Origin of the sequence: Psychrobacter okhotskensis, from assembly GCF_013248965.1 — a bacterium.
GTDB lineage: Bacteria > Pseudomonadota > Gammaproteobacteria > Pseudomonadales > Moraxellaceae > Psychrobacter > Psychrobacter okhotskensis.
On record NZ_JABRVQ010000027.1, the window covers coordinates 30,630 to 48,603 of the forward strand.

The 17,974-nt window shown below is 40.6% G+C and carries 17 protein-coding genes; 16 read left to right on the top strand and 1 reads right to left on the bottom strand.

Features of this window, described 5'->3' with window-relative positions; all coding sequences use genetic code 11:
• Positions 1–69 precede the first annotated feature (69 nt).
• From HQR03_RS12130 to HQR03_RS12155, 6 genes are all read left to right on the top strand, one after another.
• Complete coding sequence (locus HQR03_RS12130; RefSeq protein WP_087813587.1) at positions 70–432, top strand: DUF3817 domain-containing protein; 363 nt, start codon at positions 70–72, stop codon at positions 430–432.
• A 926-nt stretch (positions 433–1,358) separates the two neighbouring features.
• Entirely contained in the window at positions 1,359–3,029 is a 1,671-nt protein-coding gene (locus HQR03_RS12135) for a phosphoethanolamine transferase (protein ID WP_102090548.1), read from the top strand.
• Positions 3,030–3,074: 45 nt separating this feature from the next.
• On the top strand, positions 3,075–3,761 hold the full coding sequence (locus tag HQR03_RS12140; protein ID WP_025645038.1) for a response regulator transcription factor: 687 nt from the start codon (positions 3,075–3,077) through the stop codon (positions 3,759–3,761).
• A gap of 100 nt (positions 3,762–3,861) precedes the next feature.
• On the top strand, positions 3,862–5,220 hold the full coding sequence (locus HQR03_RS12145) for a sensor histidine kinase (protein ID WP_102090549.1): 1,359 nt from the start codon (positions 3,862–3,864) through the stop codon (positions 5,218–5,220).
• Positions 5,221–5,584: 364 nt separating this feature from the next.
• Positions 5,585–6,055, top strand: a complete 471-nt coding sequence (locus HQR03_RS12150) for a diacylglycerol kinase (protein WP_025645042.1) — start codon at positions 5,585–5,587, stop codon at positions 6,053–6,055.
• 18 nt (positions 6,056–6,073) lie between these two features.
• Positions 6,074–6,862, top strand: a complete 789-nt coding sequence (locus HQR03_RS12155; RefSeq protein ID WP_227674895.1) for a PAP2 family lipid A phosphatase — start codon at positions 6,074–6,076, stop codon at positions 6,860–6,862.
• 445 nt (positions 6,863–7,307) lie between these two features.
• Here the strand turns inward: HQR03_RS12155 and HQR03_RS12160 are convergent, their stop codons facing one another.
• Positions 7,308–8,567 carry a ferredoxin reductase family protein gene (locus HQR03_RS12160; protein WP_020444588.1) on the bottom strand — a complete coding sequence of 420 codons (1,260 nt, stop codon included), beginning with the start codon at positions 8,565–8,567 and terminating at the stop codon, positions 7,308–7,310.
• Positions 8,568–8,887: 320 nt separating this feature from the next.
• Between HQR03_RS12160 and HQR03_RS12165 the strand changes: the two genes are divergently transcribed.
• The 10 genes from HQR03_RS12165 (at position 8,888) to HQR03_RS12210 (ending at position 17,636) form a co-directional block, all read left to right on the top strand.
• The gene (locus HQR03_RS12165) at positions 8,888–9,493 is read left to right on the top strand and encodes a cytochrome b/b6 domain-containing protein (RefSeq protein WP_020444589.1); all 606 of its coding nucleotides are present in this window, start codon (positions 8,888–8,890) and stop codon (positions 9,491–9,493) included.
• Positions 9,494–9,512: 19 nt separating this feature from the next.
• Positions 9,513–10,187, top strand: coding sequence for a response regulator (locus tag HQR03_RS12170; RefSeq protein WP_020444568.1), 675 nt, complete (start codon positions 9,513–9,515; stop codon positions 10,185–10,187).
• A 64-nt stretch (positions 10,188–10,251) separates the two neighbouring features.
• Positions 10,252–11,715 (top strand): ATP-binding protein, encoded by a 1,464-nt coding sequence (locus tag HQR03_RS12175; protein ID WP_011959972.1) that lies wholly within the window; start codon positions 10,252–10,254, stop codon positions 11,713–11,715.
• 99 nt (positions 11,716–11,814) lie between these two features.
• The gene (locus HQR03_RS14455) at positions 11,815–12,405 is read left to right on the top strand and encodes a PepSY domain-containing protein (protein WP_173240334.1); all 591 of its coding nucleotides are present in this window, start codon (positions 11,815–11,817) and stop codon (positions 12,403–12,405) included.
• Positions 12,398–12,712, top strand: coding sequence for a hypothetical protein (locus HQR03_RS12185; protein WP_109592595.1), 315 nt, complete (start codon positions 12,398–12,400; stop codon positions 12,710–12,712). The genes HQR03_RS14455 and HQR03_RS12185 overlap by 8 nt, the downstream gene beginning before the upstream one ends.
• Before the next feature lie 67 nt (positions 12,713–12,779).
• A complete protein-coding gene (locus tag HQR03_RS12190) occupies positions 12,780–13,850 on the top strand; it encodes an FAD:protein FMN transferase (protein ID WP_227501911.1) in 1,071 nt (356 codons plus the stop codon).
• A gap of 63 nt (positions 13,851–13,913) precedes the next feature.
• Entirely contained in the window at positions 13,914–14,597 is a 684-nt protein-coding gene (locus tag HQR03_RS12195) for a ferric reductase-like transmembrane domain-containing protein (protein WP_011959976.1), read from the top strand.
• Positions 14,598–14,678: 81 nt separating this feature from the next.
• Entirely contained in the window at positions 14,679–15,380 is a 702-nt protein-coding gene (locus tag HQR03_RS12200; protein ID WP_011959977.1) for a VIT1/CCC1 transporter family protein, read from the top strand.
• A gap of 301 nt (positions 15,381–15,681) precedes the next feature.
• The gene (locus HQR03_RS12205) at positions 15,682–16,272 is read left to right on the top strand and encodes a recombinase family protein (RefSeq protein ID WP_173240335.1); all 591 of its coding nucleotides are present in this window, start codon (positions 15,682–15,684) and stop codon (positions 16,270–16,272) included.
• A gap of 353 nt (positions 16,273–16,625) precedes the next feature.
• On the top strand, positions 16,626–17,636 hold the full coding sequence (locus HQR03_RS12210; protein WP_011513687.1) for a hypothetical protein: 1,011 nt from the start codon (positions 16,626–16,628) through the stop codon (positions 17,634–17,636).
• Positions 17,637–17,974 lie beyond the last annotated feature (338 nt).

The following is a 17,974-nucleotide window of genomic DNA, read 5'->3' on the forward strand; positions in this document are numbered from 1 at the left end:
AGAGCCATTATTATAGAGACATTGAATAATCCATAAATTCTTTATTGATAATAACAAAAGGAAAATATAGTGTCACAGGCTCAGCCAACTATTGAAAAAATTCACAGCCTTAGAAAAAAACAAGAGACCGCGTTAAAAAGTCTTACCCTTATAGGCTACCTAGAAGGCACCTCTTTCTTATTATTGCTCTTCATCGCCATGCCACTAAAATATATGCTGGATATTCCAGAAGGTGTGAAATACATCGGTATGGCACACGGTATTTTGTTTATTACCTATATCATAATACTTATAGGCTCAGCTATCAAAATGAAAATGCCTCTTTGGGCAATACCTGCGGGCGTACTCGGCTCACTCTTACCTTTTGGCCCATTTATATTCGATCATTTACTAAAAAATAACTTACAGAAAAGTGTAAGTAAAGAAGCCTAGAACAAGCTCTGCTACAAATGATACAAATGATACAAATGATACAAACGTATATTATTACTCAAGATTATTTTTCCTAACTAAATTACAAGCCGCCATCACTCATCATGGCGACAAATGAATAATATTGAGCAGAAATTAATCACAATAAAACTTTGATTCAGACCCAGTATGAATAGTCTTACACTCTAGTTACTTTTCCAACTTATCTTACATACTATCGACAAACCCGTCTTGTTTAAAAGCTAAACAGGTTTTGTCATCCGCGATGGATTTCCTGTTATCGTAGGGTATGCCTCAAAGGTACTACCTAATTAGGTTCACTTATCAACTAATAGACCACTTAAAATAGACTGATATGATGGAACTACTTTTGACAGACTACTTTAGGTGATTGTGTTTACTAAACCATATCTGAAGGCTTTCACCGAAAAGTAAGACGATAAGCGTGCTGAAAAAGAGTCTATACAGCCCGCTTTAGATTATGGCCATTCTCACTAAATATGATCATAAATACTCAAATACTCAAATACTCAAATACTCAAATACTCAAATACTCAAATACTCAAATACTCAAAATACTCAAAATACTCAAAATACTCAAAATACTCAAAATACTCAAAATACTCAAAATACTCAAAATATTGTCAAAAATAGCTTGAACTAAAACGCCCCGACTATATCGAAGGTTGATTTACTTGAGTCAGGCATCGCTGCCTGACAGGGTTAAAAGATCATAATAACGTTTTTCAAACTCACTCTTCTTAGGTGATGTGGTTAATAATGGGGTTTTGATCCTACATACCTGAAAAATTTCAATAGTAGCACTAAAACACAAACTCCTATTCAATCCCCTTAACGTCTTCTTAACAGGCTACTTGCTATCGTAAGGAATCATACTCCTTACGATCCTGTTGAGAATCCCGTTTATGTTACCCTCTCAAGCACTTAGCACTATTAGTAATCAAGCTAATACGAAAAAAAGCTTTGCAAGCAAAATTTTTGATCGCAAGATTAATCTTAGCTTTCTGATTATCATTGTCGTGCTTTATTTAATAGCTACTGCCAATATTGGCTTTTTTACGCAAGTGTTAAGTGTTTATCCACTTAGCACAAACATTGGCTTTATAGTGTCTCTCTCAGGCTTATTATTTAGCTTGATGTGGCTAATCGTTCAGTTGCTATGCTATCGACCCATTGCCAAACCAGTGCTGATTGCTTTAGTGCTGATAGCAGCTGTGTGCGGGTATTTTACCGATGCTTACGGCACCATATTTGATACTAATATGCTAATTAATAGCTTACAGACTGATCAAGCAGAAGCGATGGAACTGATGTCGCTAAGCTTTTTTATTCGGCTGCTAATATTAGGTGTTGTACCTGCTGTTATTATTAGCAAATTAAAAATAAAACCTACTTCCTTACGACGCTCGATACTACAAAAGACAGCTACTTTGATAGCGGCTATTGCCTTAGTAGGCGTTTGCTTATTGCCCTTTGGTGATCAATACGCCACCTTTTTTCGTCAGCATAAAATGGTGCGTAGTTATACCAATCCTATTACTCCTATTTATTCAGTCATCAAACTCGGTACTGATTATATTGATGAGCTACGCCGTCCTGATACGATGATACTGCACGCAACTGATGCCAAACGTAACGCTGCTAATGGTAGTACAGCAAAACCAAAACTCATGGTATTTGTCGTTGGTGAAACAGTGCGCGCTGACCATATTAGCTTAAATGGTTATAAGCGCGATACGATGCCACTACTTGCCAAGCAATCTAATATTTATAGCTTCAAAAATGCCACCTCTTGCGGTACTTCTACAGCTTACTCAGTGCCTTGTATGTTCAGTTATGCTAATCGTTCAGACTATAATCCGGATGAAGCAGACTATAATGAAAACGTGCTAGATACGCTCAATAAACAAGGCGTAAACGTTATTTGGCGCGATAATAATTCAAGCTCTAAAGGCGTGGCGGATCGAGTGACTTTTGAAGACTACAAAACGAGCGATATCAATCCAAATTGCGATGATGAATGTCGCGATATCGGTATGCTTGATGGTTTTGATAAGCTTGTAAAAACAGGCGCTTCTGCTAAAGATACACTGATTTTATTACATCAAATGGGCAATCATGGTCCCGCTTACTACAAGCGTTATCCTAAGGCTTTTGAAGAATATAAACCCGTCTGTATGACCAATGAGCTATCCAAGTGCGATGACCAATCAGTTATTAACGGCTATGACAATGCGATTCGTTATACCGATTACTTCTTGAATAACGTGATTGATACGCTAAAAACTTACGAGCCCGATTATGATGTGGTAATGGTATATATTAGCGATCATGGTGAGAGTTTAGGTGAGAATAATATCTACTTGCACGGCCTGCCTTACTCTATAGCACCCGCTGCGCAAAAGCAGGTGCCTGTCATTATTTGGTCGCCTACTAATAATAGTATTGATAAAAACAGCCTTATGCTTGATAAGCCAGTATCACACGATTTTATTACCCCAACTTTACTTAAATTTTTCGGTATTACCACCGACGAGATGCTATCAAAACCTACTTTTTTCCAGTATACCCATTAAATTATTTTTTATCCGCCTCACGCTTTTTATAGAGTAGTAGCCATTATGTATAAAATACTTATTATTGAAGACAATCCCGATATCGTCGCCAACATTTACGCTTTTTTTGAGACTAAAGGCTTTGAGTTAGACAATGCTCATAATGGCATTAGTGGCTTAACGCTAGCTTCAAATAATCGTTATGACGTTATCTTACTAGATGTGATGTTGCCTGGCATGGATGGCACCAAATTGTGCAAGGCGCTTCGAGAGGAATTGCATAATAAAACACCTGTGCTCATGCTGACGGCACGTGATACGATTCTGGATAAAGTCACAGGTTTTGATAGTGGCGCTGATGATTATTTGGTCAAGCCTTTTTCGCTCGTCGAATTAGAATCCCGTATTAAAGCTTTGATTCGTCGGCATCAAGACGATCATTTTCAACATAATATTACCGTTGGCAAACTGTCTTTAAATACCGATGAGCACACGGTTACTCGTGAGGGTAAATCACTCAAGCTCACGCCAACAGGGTTTAAAATACTGAATACCCTGATGAGCGCCGCACCTCGAGTCGTCAATAAGAATGAGCTTGAGGAAAAATTATGGGGTGAAGATATACCTCACAGCGATGCTTTACGTACGCATATGCATAGTGTGCGCGCTCAAGTTGATAAACCGTTTATTGAGCCGATGATCATGACCATAGCGGGCGTTGGCTATCAGATTATCAACCCTGATAAAGTCTAAAATTTCACAATACGATTTACAGATTAGAGTCTATTATAAGCAGTCATATCTATATTTTTTCTTACGCTATCTATTGCCTTACACTAAATAAGCGTCTGCCATGTTCACTATAGACTCAATCGCCAATAAGTTTCGAATCTCCTATTTTGTATTCGCTTTATTGCTTTGCACGGCTTTCGTCAGCATTTTTATGTATGCTGAGATGCGAATTGAACAGGACTTAGTGAAAGGGCGACTTTTACAGCAGCTACAAATCAGTCAAGAAAAATGTGGTGAACAGGCTGTTTATACAGCAAATCCGGGTATTAAAATTTATCGTTATGATAGTGCGCCTGAGAATTTAAAAACAATAGCCAACGGAACCGTTCAAGAAATGCGAGTAACCGTAAATAATAAAGCGGGTAAAACTGAAACTAATCTGCATTTTTTTGCTTATCCACAAAATGAGCAAAACTATATTTTGACCTACTTAGAAGGGTCTGAAATGGCGATGGAGAATTATCCTGTTTTAGCAATCTTTGAGAATCTAGAAGATATATTTGCTGATGCACTAAAAATTGCGGTCCTTTTGAGCTTACTAATCGCTGCGCTATTCTCTTATTTATCCTCTAAGCAAATCATCAAGCCTTTATTAGATCTAAAAAAAGCGGTAGAGACCGATCATCAAAATTTAACCGAATTAACCCACCTACCCTCAGAAGTTGGGGTGTTAGCACGAGCGATTGATGAGAAAAATAATAACCTTGAGCAGTATCTAAAGCGTGAGCAATTATTCACAGGCGATGTCAGCCATGAATTGCGTACCCCTTTAACCATAATAATGGGCGCATCCGAGGTATTAGCCTCCCAATTAGCGCACGACAGCTATTTAAGCGAATTTACCAACCGTATCAACACGACTGCAAAGGAGACCACTGAGATTATCAGCGCCTTATTACTACTCTCTCGTGCCCCTGAAAAACTGGATGCCCCGCAAACCTCTATTAATAGTATTGCTATAAATGAGGCGCAGCGCTTAAACTATCTACTCAAATATAAGTCAGTCACTTGTACAATAATCGCTGAACAAGTGTATTTTACAAACGTGCGTCCTGAACTGCTAAAAATGGCGCTAGGTAACCTCATTAAAAATGCCTTTCAATACACAGATGATGGCGAAGTCATCATAACTATCGATAGTGACAAAATAGTCGTTACTGATACGGGTCTTGGTATTCCTGAGAGTATGATGCCGCTGCTGTATGAGCGCTTTGAGCGTTTAGAGCATAGCAAAACGGATGGCAAAACGGATGGCAAAACGGATGACAATTCGAGCACAGATAAGGCATTTAGTAATAAGGTTGAAGGGTCGGGCTTAGGACTTAGTATCGTGCAGCGTATTATGACGCATATGGATTGGGAATTAACCCATCAAGCCAATAAAACTGGGGGCAGCAGCTTTAGTATTTATTATCGTTAAGGCTATCGAACGATAAGCCCAATTATATAGCTTTAGTCAAAGCAGTAGCCGACACCTCAATAGCACAGGTGTTAGTTACTGCTTTTTGGTTTGTCCAGTATTTAGGTATTAAGCTTAGTAAAGACGCTATATCAAAAGTCTAAAACCCGCAATTGCCCTACTTAAGCAACGGTATAAATTTAATTTCAGGGTTTTATCTTAACGCTTTCTTAACGATACCAATCTTATAATGATACCTAAGTGCTAACCAGTGCCCTCCTACACTGGGATCATTACAACAAGAATTATATCGGTGATTGCACTTTTTATTTTATTCCCAAAGCTTGCCATACCCTCTAACTTTAATGACTATTAAGCAATCAACATGAGTACTCGCAAACCTACTATTCTCGATAATGAAGCCGCAGATTTTGATTATAAACTTAAAGAAACAACTGGCTCTCTACTGGTAGCTGATAGCTTTGCGAGTGAAGTTAAAGGTAAAAAGGGGCTGTCTCGTATTTTAAAAGCGACGGGCTACTCGATAGATGGTTTTAAAGCGGCTTATAAATATGAAGCGGCCTTTAGGCAAGTTATTTGGCTTAACTTTTTACTACTTATCGTTTTAATATTTATGCCTTTTGCTATCTATATAAAAATGCTGCTGTTAATAGTTTCGTTTCTATCGCTTATCGTCGAGCTATTCAATACAGGTATCGAAGCCTGCGTTGACCATACTTCTACAGAACAACATCCGCTCGCTAAAATAGCTAAAGATGTCGGTTCTGCTGCCCAGTTTTTGGCGTTATTGCTATTGTTTGTTTTATGGCTGATGGCATTATTTAACGTCTTATAGCGAATAGCACTTGAGGTTTTGCAAATTAATATATTGAAAGGTATTTCAATGGCATTGGAAAATAACTCATCTGATTGGATGTGGCTTAAGCTGCTTTGCTTAACGATCATTACAGCGTTAATCTTTGAACATAGCCAGTTTGATATTCACATCAGCGAGCTTTTTTATACTAATGGGCAATGGCTTATACAAAAGGGCGCACAGCCTTATGCTTTCATCTTTTATGATGCTCCTAAAGCATTATTGATTTTGCTAGCCCTCTACTTAATCACTGTGTTAATTATTAAATACAGACAGCCTTCGAATAATGTTTCTATCATCAAGAATAGAAGTATCAATCAATTTATGGTTCCCTTTTCAGTACGTGAAATAAGCTACCTACTGATTATTCTTATCGTCGTACCTTCTACTGTTGCCCTATTAAAGAGTGTCACTCATGTCAGTTGCCCCAATCATTTAACGCTGTTTGGTGGGGACTTACCTTATCTGAATATTTGGCAAAACATAACCGCTAAAACCGATTCCAAATGCTTCCCAGCCGCCCATGCCAGTGCAGGGTTCTCTTTATATGGCCTGGCTTTTTTACCTAGTCTACACAAATATCGCTATAGGATATTTACAGTAGTGACTGTTTTAGGCTGGACGATGGGGCTGTATAAAATGAGTTTTGGCGATCACTTTTTTAGCCATACGCTGGTATCAATGCTGCTGTCACTGACAACAACTTGTACATTTGCCAGCTTCTTATTCAAAAAAGCAACCATTTATGAAGGCAGAAACATTGAGTCTAATACTTTGATAAGTTGATAACTACATTTATTATTAACACCTATAATCACACGTCATAATACTTAAGCTATGCATAAAATATTAGATGGTTCTATTTAGGGTATACCCATAAGGAACCAATTAGGTACTTTCACTGATTCGGTTCCCTAGTGAGGACTTGAATATTCGGTTGTACGCTATTGTTATCATCACTCCTAGTTATTTATAGTAGCTCCGTGTACACAGTAGTGTCCTTTTTAACATGAAATGGCGGTATATCCATTTCATGTTAAGTCACTGTAGACCATTAAGTATAAGACGGCCTTTAAACCACCAGGCTCCTGATCAACGTTCGATGACTTAAATTAATCTGTATACCATTGTCGTTCGCCTACTTAGCACTAGCACCGATGACTTTATGACTTGAGCCAGCGTGCCATTTGTCTTATTGGGTTTGTGTTAAGCACGGCAAATTGTACGTGTTCTAGCGAAAATCAAAAAACTCATAATGAATATTTTTGGCAGGAATACCATTTTCTTTCATTAACTCTTGTACTTTTCCTAAAAGCCCTTTTGGACCGCAAAAACTAATCTGAATCTGCTTTGGATTAACTTCACTGGCGACTTGCCGAATGGTTTCAGCCATGGCATTACTGCCACTTGGGTTGGCTACGAAATCTACTCCAGACTGTTCTGTCATCTCCTGCATACGCTCAACACTTGGAAAAACACGCGCAGGATCGAAGCAATATATCAGAGTGGCACGTTCAAAATGACCGATAGTTTTATCCTCTTGCCAAGAAATAAAGGGAGAGATTCCTACTCCGGCACCAATCCAGATTTCACGCTCTGCATTTGATATACGTTTAAAATTACCATGAGGCGCATAAATATCAGCCAACATACCCACTTTGGCTTGTTCATTTAGCTTTTTTGTATAATCACCCAATGCTCGAATCACAAAATGGATGTGTCCAGTATCAGAAGGTGCGTTAGCTATGGTAAAAGGATGCGGCTCGTGCAAACCTGGTTCTTTAAGAGAGATAAAGGCAAATTGACCAGCCTTAAATTGAAACCCTTTACGGACTGGCTCAAACTCCAAGTGTACCGCCGCTTTGCCCTGGGATATAGCGACTAACTTATACTCTCCGGCTTTGGCAATGAATGGGTACAATATCATCTTGTACAATGCTGCAATCACGCCTACAGAACAAAGTAGTGCTAACCAAATACCTGCTGGACTAGTCAGTGTGATGGGAGACTCAAAGCTCAGCCAATGTAGTATAACGATTAAAAAAAGTGGGCCTGAGAACTTATGCAACCAACGCCAGTTGCCATACGGGATTTTGCGATTCAGCGCCAGTAGTATAATCAGACCTAACGCGACAAGGCTGAGTTGACGCATCAAACGCGTCCAATATTTGGACAACTCCAAAATGGGCGCAAGATCCCAAGCGTCTAGCTTGGCTTTGAAGACAAAATGATAGACAGCGAAAATAAGTGCCCATATAGCAATCCACTTATGCGCTTCATAAACCCTGTCCAGACCGCCAAAGAGCCTTTCAATACCGTGCCAACGGCTAGCGAGTATGCATGAGCTTGCCATGCACGCTAAAGCCGAAGCACCCATTATCAAACTGACTGTTGCTGATGTGATCCACGTTTCAGAGGAAATTTGCATGAGTACAGTGATTGAAGTGATCAGTACGACACTACCGATCACTTGCCATGACTTTAAAGCCATAAGAATCTCCCGAAAAATTATTTTATTGCCGTTAAGAAAGCTTGATTTAACAAGTAGGTATTTATTGAGAAGTATGGCTAATAATACAGCCTGATTCTTAAATAATTCTTAAGTGGTGTATATGGCACGACGTAGGCTACCGGTTCGCTGCACAATGATTTACCTGTTTTAACGTCCTAAGCTCACCTTAAGATTTGTTTGTTGTAATAGCGATAAGGCAGATGATGTGATATCTCGTCTGCTTACGATATCTTGCTGATTTTCAGTGTTTAGCAGCGGGTGTTGTCAATAAACAAACAAATGATTAAGGAGTGACAACCATGAGCCAAAAAGACATCATTAATTGGGACGACTCTTCTGCACATGTACCGAACATGCCTAAAGCGAGGCAAGTAAAAGTTTGGGACCTATTAGTAAGAGTGACTCATTGGACAGTCGCAGCTGGTATTATTGCTAATCTGTTTTTTACCGAAGATGGTGGTGAGTGGCATGAGTATGTCGGCTATACCGTTTTGGGACTGGTGGTCATACGTTTACTTTGGGGTCTGGTTGGCACGCGCTATGCACGCTTTACTGGCTTTTTCCCCACACCAAAACGACTCAAACGGCATGTATCAGATTTAAGCGTTCGACGCGTTGATGAGCAGAATCTTGGTCATAACCCCTTGGCCGCACTGATGATGTTATCGTTATGGGCTGTGACTATAGGGTTAGGACTAACCGGTTATCTGATGGAAGCAGGGCTGTTTGGTGATAAAGAGGTGCTTGAAGAGATTCATGAGTTATTAGCAAACAGCTTATATCTACTGGTTCCTCTACATATCATCGCAGCGATTGCCATGAGTTACTGGCAACGCCAAAACCTCATTAAATCAATGATAACGGGCAAAAAAACGGTGACAGACAAGCCGACTACTATGAAATAAGTCAAGCGATGGAGCACTTATGGCACGCATATTATTGATAGAAGACGACAGCACCATCGCTGATGGAATTGTCCTTGGCTTAAAAAGTCATGGCATGATGGTGGATTGGTTTGGTGATGCCAAGCAAGGTGAGATGGCGCTGCAAGATGGCATGTTTGATGCGGTACTGCTGGATTTGACCTTGCCAAAAGGTGATGGCATGACCGTCCTAAAAAACTGGCGGGAAAAACACATAGATACGCCAGTATTGATTATCACCGCTCGCGATGCGATTGCCAATCGTGTGGCAGGACTCAATGCCGGCGCTGATGATTATTTGGTGAAGCCATTTGCATTAGATGAGGTGATTGCCCGTCTACAAGCATTGATGAGACGCAGCCAAGGTCGGTGTCAACCTGAAGTCCGTTATGGCGAAGTGGCCTATCAGCCTCAGAATCAGCAAGTCTCTTATCAAGGCAAAATGGTAGAATTAACCATCAAAGAAGTGGCAATCTTAGAGCAAATGCTGACCCACCCTAAGCAAATCCACAGCCGCGCAAGCTTAGAAGACAAGCTATATGGGTGGCAACAAGATATCGAAAGCAATGCCATTGAAGTACACATTCATCATTTACGTAAAAAACTGGGCAATGATTTTATCTTGACCAAACGCGGTATTGGCTACTATCTCAATCCAGTCCATAACCACCATTAACCACCGTTAGGCATTCAACGGTCTGTTTTTGGTGCCTCCACTTTGTCTGCTACTTGGTGAGCCTATGAAAAGTATTCAGCAACGGCTATTAACATCGCTACTGATTGGTTTACCTTTGCTGTGGGTGCTTACCTCAAGCTTTATTGCGTGGAAGCTTTGGCACGAAATCAATGAGATGAATGACACCCAAATCACTCAAGTTGCCCGTTATTTAATAGGGGTCGCCCCCAAAGAAGAGGACGATAAAGACCATCATAGGCAAAGGGATGATAACAAAAAGCACACGCCCAAAATCTATGCGTTAAAAAGTAAGCAGCTATCAGGTGATCTTGGTGAGGCTGAGGATGACTATATGGGCTTTGCCATTTGGGATAAAAAAGGCCGTCTATTAATGGCTGATGAAAATGGTCAATCATTTGCTTTTTTGCCAGACCAGCATGGGTTTTTAGAAGAGCATGATTCTGCCTATCAGCGCCTCAACCCTTTTAGTAAGCGCTGGCGTTTATTTTACGTCCATGATGATCATGACTATGAAGGTCGGGTCATTGCCGTCGGACAGAACCTCAAATCTCGCCGAGAGATGATTACTGATGCCATGTCCGTGCAAGTGCTGCCGATGTTGATTGGGCTATTTGCATTTATGGGTTTGGTGGTGTGGCTGATCCGGCGGGGGTTTATGCCGTTAACTCAGATTAGTAGTGCGCTTGAACAGCGTCAACCGCAAGATGATAGCCCCATCACAGCGGACGTGCCCAAAGAGATCCAACCGTTAGTGAGCGCCTTAAATGTCTTGTTTGTAAAAGTCGCGGATACCCTAGCACGTGAGCAGCGCTTTACCGCCGATGCCTCACATGAGCTTAGAAGCCCGCTTGCGGCGTTAAAGCTACAAGCTGATTTGTTACAGCAGCAGATATTGCAGTTATCTGGCGTAGAAGACGATAATCAGCTGTTCTATCATGCCCAAAACATTAGCAATGGCATTGAGCGGGCCACTCATTTGGTCGATCAACTGCTGATTTTAGCCAAAATAGAACCGCAACAACAATTACCTCCTGAGCAATTAGAAAGTCCGGATTGGTTGATGCTAACGGATATTGTACTCAGTGATGTCAATCGGCTGGCTCGTGAAAAGCACATGCAATTAAAACGCACTGTGAACTGTGACAATCCTGCTGATATTCTACCCATCCTTATCAATCCAATTTTATTCAAACTGCTCATCCGTAACCTGTTGGACAATGCCATTCGCTATTGTCCCGAGGGCGCTTTGATTGAACTTCAGCTCGACACCAATGCTATTAGAGTGGTCGATAATGGCAGTGGCGTCGAGCCAGAACAACTGACGCGCTTAAGCGAGCGCTTTTATCGCCCAGCAGGTCAAAGCCAATTAGGTAGCGGTCTTGGGCTATCCATTGCCAATCGAATAGCAGAGCTGCACGGTCTGACGTTAGAGTTTGCTAACCGCTCTCAACCAGAAACTGGCTTTATCGTCACGATAAGACATAAAAAAGCGATATCAAGCATCTGATAAAACGATAAAAATTAATCGGCGTGGGCTTAAGGTTGAGTTAATATTTACCCCGTATGCTAGTTGTATTCCCTAATAATATAGACGGAGTACAATCTTATGAGCCTACCTCTATTAAAACCCTTATTATTGACTGTTGGTGCAACCTCATTAGTGTTTTTTGGTAGCGTTATCGCCTTATCTGTCCAGTCGCCCAGCGCTGATGACGCACTATCAGCTGCGAATGCCATGAGTCAAAATACTGACATTACCTCTATATCCTCTGATTTATCGTCCTTTAAAGCCGTGGCAAACCCTCTCACGCAATCCCCATTTGCCAATCCATCACCTCTGGCGGCACTCACAGCCACGCAAGCAACTGCGCTTGCGCAGCAAGACGCGCCCAATTCAGTATTGCAGGCTTCACCCGAGCTCGTCAATTATAACGGCACCGTCGCTTATGAGGTGCTATTAGACAGCGGCGCTACTTATATTGATGCCAGTGTCGGCACTGTACTGAATCCGGTTGCGACCAATGACTATCGTGCTGAGAGATTTGACGATGACGATTATGAAGATAAGCACCACGATGATGATAAACGTAAAGAGGATAAACATCGCAAAGCACACGATAAAAAATACTATAAAGAGAATGATCGCCTAATCGCCATGAGCTATCAGCAACATGATGAGGAGGAATACGATGACTAATACCAAATCACATTCGACACCAGCCGTCAAAAAAATGGCTAAAAAAGCAGATCCTTTTGCCGCTCTTAAAAGCAGCATTATGATGGTCTCGATTGCAGGTACTATGGCAGGATGGCTGGTACTACTCAATCAAGAACAAAAAACTGCCCCTGTGAGCACTGCCATTATAAGCACTGCTGTTGCTGAGTCTGATGAAAGGGCAGTCACGCCAACGCCCATCGCTGATATCAATCAATTGCGACAGGTCAATGCAGTCGCACCTGTTGAGGTAATAAGGGTTGTCGCTCGTACGCGATCTTCTCAATAAATAAGAAAAACCACAGATTATTTAGTTTGAATGTTTAGTCAAGGGAGGGCTTTGAATGCACACAAATATGTCCAATCAAACAACACCGCAACTGGCAACGATTAAACTGTTTGCCATGGGTTGTCACATTCAAATTAGCTTAAATACCACAAGACTGAGCGCGCAACCTTCACAAATGAGAATAGACCAACAAGTCGCTTTTTTGACAAACGATATTCAGCAGCGCTTAGCTGACTGGGAACATATCTTCAGTCGTTTTGATGACAGCAGTGAGCTTATGAGACTGAATAACCGTGGCGACCAATGGTCTGAGGTGAGTTCAGAATTATTTGAGGTGTTGCAGCGTGCCATTCACTTTGTCTCAAAGACTCAAGGCTTAGTAACACCAACGTTATTGCACCCTCTATGGGACGCAGGCTATAAGCATTCATTTGAGACCTTGCCCAAAATGTCTGTGCCATCATTACCTGTTACTAGCGTAAGCACCCCTACAAACGTGCAAGACACGACAAGTGCTAACCATGCCAATCAGCAGATAGAAGGTATTCAGCTTCGCCAGTTAGCTGACAGACAACATCAAGTATATCTGCCAGCTGGCATGGCACTGGATTTGAATGGATATGTCAAAGGGTGGTGCGCCATGCAGTTGGCGGAAAATATTAGCCGAGTTCATGACTGGCATATTCCCTGCTTAGTCGATATGGGTGGGGATATCGCGATTGGTGTTCCAAAAAACCCAACAGATAAACCGGTGTCTTGGGGAGTGGCTGTTGCCAAGCCGTATTTTGCCAATAGTGAGCACGTTCACAATGATGAAGATGTGGCGATCCTCAAGCTCAGCTCTGGGGCTGTCGCCACATCTGGGCAAGATTATCGTCGCTGGTTGCACGACGGCCGCTGGCAACATCATTTGATCCATCCGCATGACTTGCGTCCAGTAACAAGTGACGTCCTAACTGCAACGGTACTGGCGAAAGATGCGATGACGGCGGAGGTATACGCCAAATACTGCGTGCTTCTTGGTGTTAAAGCAGCCGTGGCGTGGCTCAACAAACACCATATTGCGGCGTTGTTAATAGATAGGGATAACAAAGTGATGGTGACTTCTGCCATGCGTCCAAACCTGCTTGCTAGTTAATTTATCACGCGACATGCGCTAGATATCAATACATTAAGTAAAGCCATTCATAGGAGCATAGTCATGCATACAGACCATCCTACCAGCAGTCATACTGCTTCCAATACTAATGTTCTCACTCAGGCTCTATGGGTTGGCTTAACGTTAAGCATTGCTATCGGAGTTGGTGGTTATGCGTCGTTAACTTGGGGAGAGACGGTATCTCAGCTACTGACCAGCACAGATAAACACTTTTGGTATTTATCACGGGCAAGCGGTGTTATCGCTTATACGTTATTTTGGTTGGCAGTCATTTTTGGCTTGTTGTTAAGCACTCGTTTAGGCAAGCGCTTTAATGCAGCGCGGGTATTTGTCTTACATCAGTATCTAAGCCTGATTGCCGTAGGCTTTGCCGCGTTTCATGCTGGTATCTTATTAGCAGATAATTTCTTAAATCTGAACTTATGGCAGGTGCTAATGCCTTTTGGTTTTCAGACTGAGCGTGTGGGCGTGGCCTTGGGGCAGTTGGGGTTTTGGTTCTTATTTATCTGTGCGTTTAGTTTTTATATTAAGCAGTATATTGGTCAATCAGCATGGCGCTGGCTACACTTTTTGACCTTTATGGCGTATATGTTCATCAGTATTCATGTGTTTATGGTGGGCTCAGACAGTCGCGCGCTGCCTTTGTTATTATTTTATGCCGGCAGTCAAACAATAGTCTTTTTACTAATAACCTATCGAATAATCGCTTTAAAGCAAGCAAGGTAACTATGTGGAAATTGGTGTGTCATTATAGGCTACACTGACATATTCTAATTTATGTCTAAATCGTTTGAGGGTATCTATGCTATGCATCATTCTATTCACGACGAAGCTCATCTAAGCAATCGCAATCATTGGCTTAGGGCAGCAGTACTTGGTGCCAATGATGGACTGATTTCAACCGCGAGTCTATTAGTCGGTGTCGCTGCAGCAAGTGCAAATAGTCAAACACTGCTATTGACAGGGATGGCCGCGTTAACCGCAGGTGCTCTATCGATGGCAGCTGGTGAGTATATTTCAGTATCGTCTCAAGCTGATACCGAAAAAGCGGATCTGGATAAAGAGTTGCATGAACTGACTCATAATGCTGAGCGCGAGCTATTTGAGCTCACCAAAATTTATGAGAAACGTGGACTGGATCATGTCTTAGCGCATCAAGTTGCCATAGCTTTGACTGAGCATGATGCACTAGAGGCGCATGCCCGAGATGAGATTGGTTTGACAGATCTGAGTCAAGCTAAGCCGATTCATGCGTCAGTTGCTTCTGGATTGTCATTCATTGCGGGCGCCATATTACCGATTATTGGTATTTTACTTTTGCCAGCACAAACACTGGTTTGGTCACTCGCGACTTTAACGATAGTAGGCTTAGCGCTACTTGGCATAATATCAGCGCGCTTGGGCGGTGCCCCTGTTATTCCTGCTACGTCTAGAGTTGTGATATGGGGTGTGCTCGCTATGGTCGCAACATCATTGATTGGTCGGTTGTTTGGGGTGGCAGCATTATAGGGGCCTCATAAAACTGGTCAGTAAATAAGGGTATACCCCAAGGAAACCAGTTATTTTACCTTTCAAACCTATTAACAGACTACTTAAAGCAGACTGTTAGCATGGAACCATCTATAACAGACTTTTGAATTATAAGACTGGCTGCTGTGCTTTTTTCCTATCATTAGCCTATACCTAAAGCATAAAAGCTTTAAATGATAATCTATCTATCATTAGACTTTTTTGTATTATTAAATGATAGTAATATCTTGCTATTATTAATGAACATTAATTATTAAGTCTAAGTAATAGAGGTGGCGTTATGACCGTTCGTATTTATGTGAGAGCCAGCACTAAGGATCAAGACGCTACCAGAGCATTAGCTGAGTTAGTAGCTTTCAGTACAAGTTATGATGATAACTATATTGAATATGTTGAGCATTTCAGTGGTACGAAGCTCGATAGACCAGCTTTAGCCAAGCTGCTAAAGGATGCTGAAAAAGGCGATATTCTACTAGTTGAAAGCGTGGATAGATTAAGCCGGCTATCTCAAGATGATTTTGCAACTCTAAAGCAGCGTATCAAAGACAAAGGCTTACGATTGGTGGTGGCTGATCTACCAACCACGTATACGGTGAGTGGTGGCATGACAGGTGATATCCTAACAGTGATTAACCATATGTTGATCGACTTATTAGCAACGATGGCAAAACTTGATAACGACAAGCGTAGAGAGCGTATTAAGCAGGGACTGGCTAACAGTGGCTATAAGCCCACTGGTAAGAAGCCTAATACAACGAAACACAATCGTATTAGAGAATTAGACAGTCAAGCCAATATGACAAAAGAGGAAATCGCTAAGGCGGTTGGTGTTGGGGTAGCTACCGTTTATCGTGTATTAAAGCAGGACTAATAGCTGAGGTATTTTAAATATAGCTCATCATTATTATTATGAGTGCTATATTTTATTTTCGTTCATAAATAGCTGATATATAAGGTTTTACACGCGAGGTAAGAAATATTTATTTATAGAGACACCAACTTTTTTACTATGTGGACGTGTTAAAACACAGTATCTTATGGTTGGGATGTTTGCCGCATAGGCTTTAAGCTCACTAATGATAAAGCTAGAAAAACTGGGCAGAAATACTTTAGAATAGTAAACATTTTACCAGTCCTCTTGTATGAATCAATCTTACTACGAGAGAAGTAACATAAGGTCGCTTATAACCTTATTTTCTTCATTTTAAGAGATTAAGGTGCTCTATGTCAGACCCAAATAGAGAAGAGTTTAAAGGCACAGCCTGGCATAAAAAAGATAATGGCTTATTTGTGCCAGAAACTTATAGCCTTGATGAAAAAGCCGAGGTCACAAAGAAGACACTAAGGGAGCAGGTTAAATGGGTGCTGGACAACATAAGCCTTGTTTTATTGTTGCCATCTTTTTTAGGAGCTTTATGGCAGATCTTAGAATTATCAAGTATAAATGTTGCTTATATTAGGTTTTTTTCTGTCACTCAAATACCAGTTGACGGCATACTTATACTGTTTTTAATCGTTCTGATAATTGTTATGGGGAAGGCAGTAATAGGTTTGTTAAAAAGTGCTTTTGAAAACAAAGTCAAAGGGCTTGAAGATGAAGAATTTGTTAAAAAGCTTAGAAAAAACTTAAATTTTCACATAAAAAAGATGCTTATCGTCATACCTATAATGCTAGTTCTTATTATTTATTTAATTAGTGAGCTATTTGCAGGTATGTTCCCCACATCCCCTATTGTTACCATTTTACTTGTAAGTTTTTTTATTTCGGGCTTTATGTTTTATGTACTTGACGCTGTTATGCTGATTGGATTGAAGTACGCTCAAGATGGTATTAATTCGGATAATATTAAAGACCGTATGGGCACCCTTGTAGATAAATATAGAAAGCCTATTTACTGGTCAATATTAGCAGGCATAGCAATAGCCATCTTTATTTGTTATCTGTTAATCAAAGCATTTAGTGCAAGCTTTATATTGCCTGCTGATTTATATAACACTAAAACCTTAGAGGCAGTAATATATAACGATTTTAAAACCAAGAACTACGAGATAGAGTATTTTAATGACAAATACATCTTTGTTAAATTATGTGCCATCAAGGAATGCAATCATAGATTAGATAAAGAGATCATTATATATCCTACCGAAAAGGTCTTATTTAAAACTACCTATGGCAAAGTATGGACTGGATATTTTACAACCTACAAACCTGTTAATAGCCCAGATACTCCTTAATTGGGCTGTTCAATTTAAATATGTAAAGCAAACCACGCTCTATGCAAGGATGTCTACCTTGATAATTAAGCTATTATAAATATCATCGTTGCGATGATGATTCGACTATAAGAGAATCGGCTGATATACCATAGCTTGAAAAGTAATCGATATTTTTCTTGACTCTATCTAGGCTAACAGAATACCTAAAACATTCCGTATCAAAGGATACTGATGCTCAAAATAATTTTGAGTATTTGAGTATTTGAGTATTTGAGTATTTGAGTATTTGAGTATTTGAGTATTTGAGTATTTGAGTATTTGAGTATTTGAGTATTTGAGTATTTGAGTATTTGAGT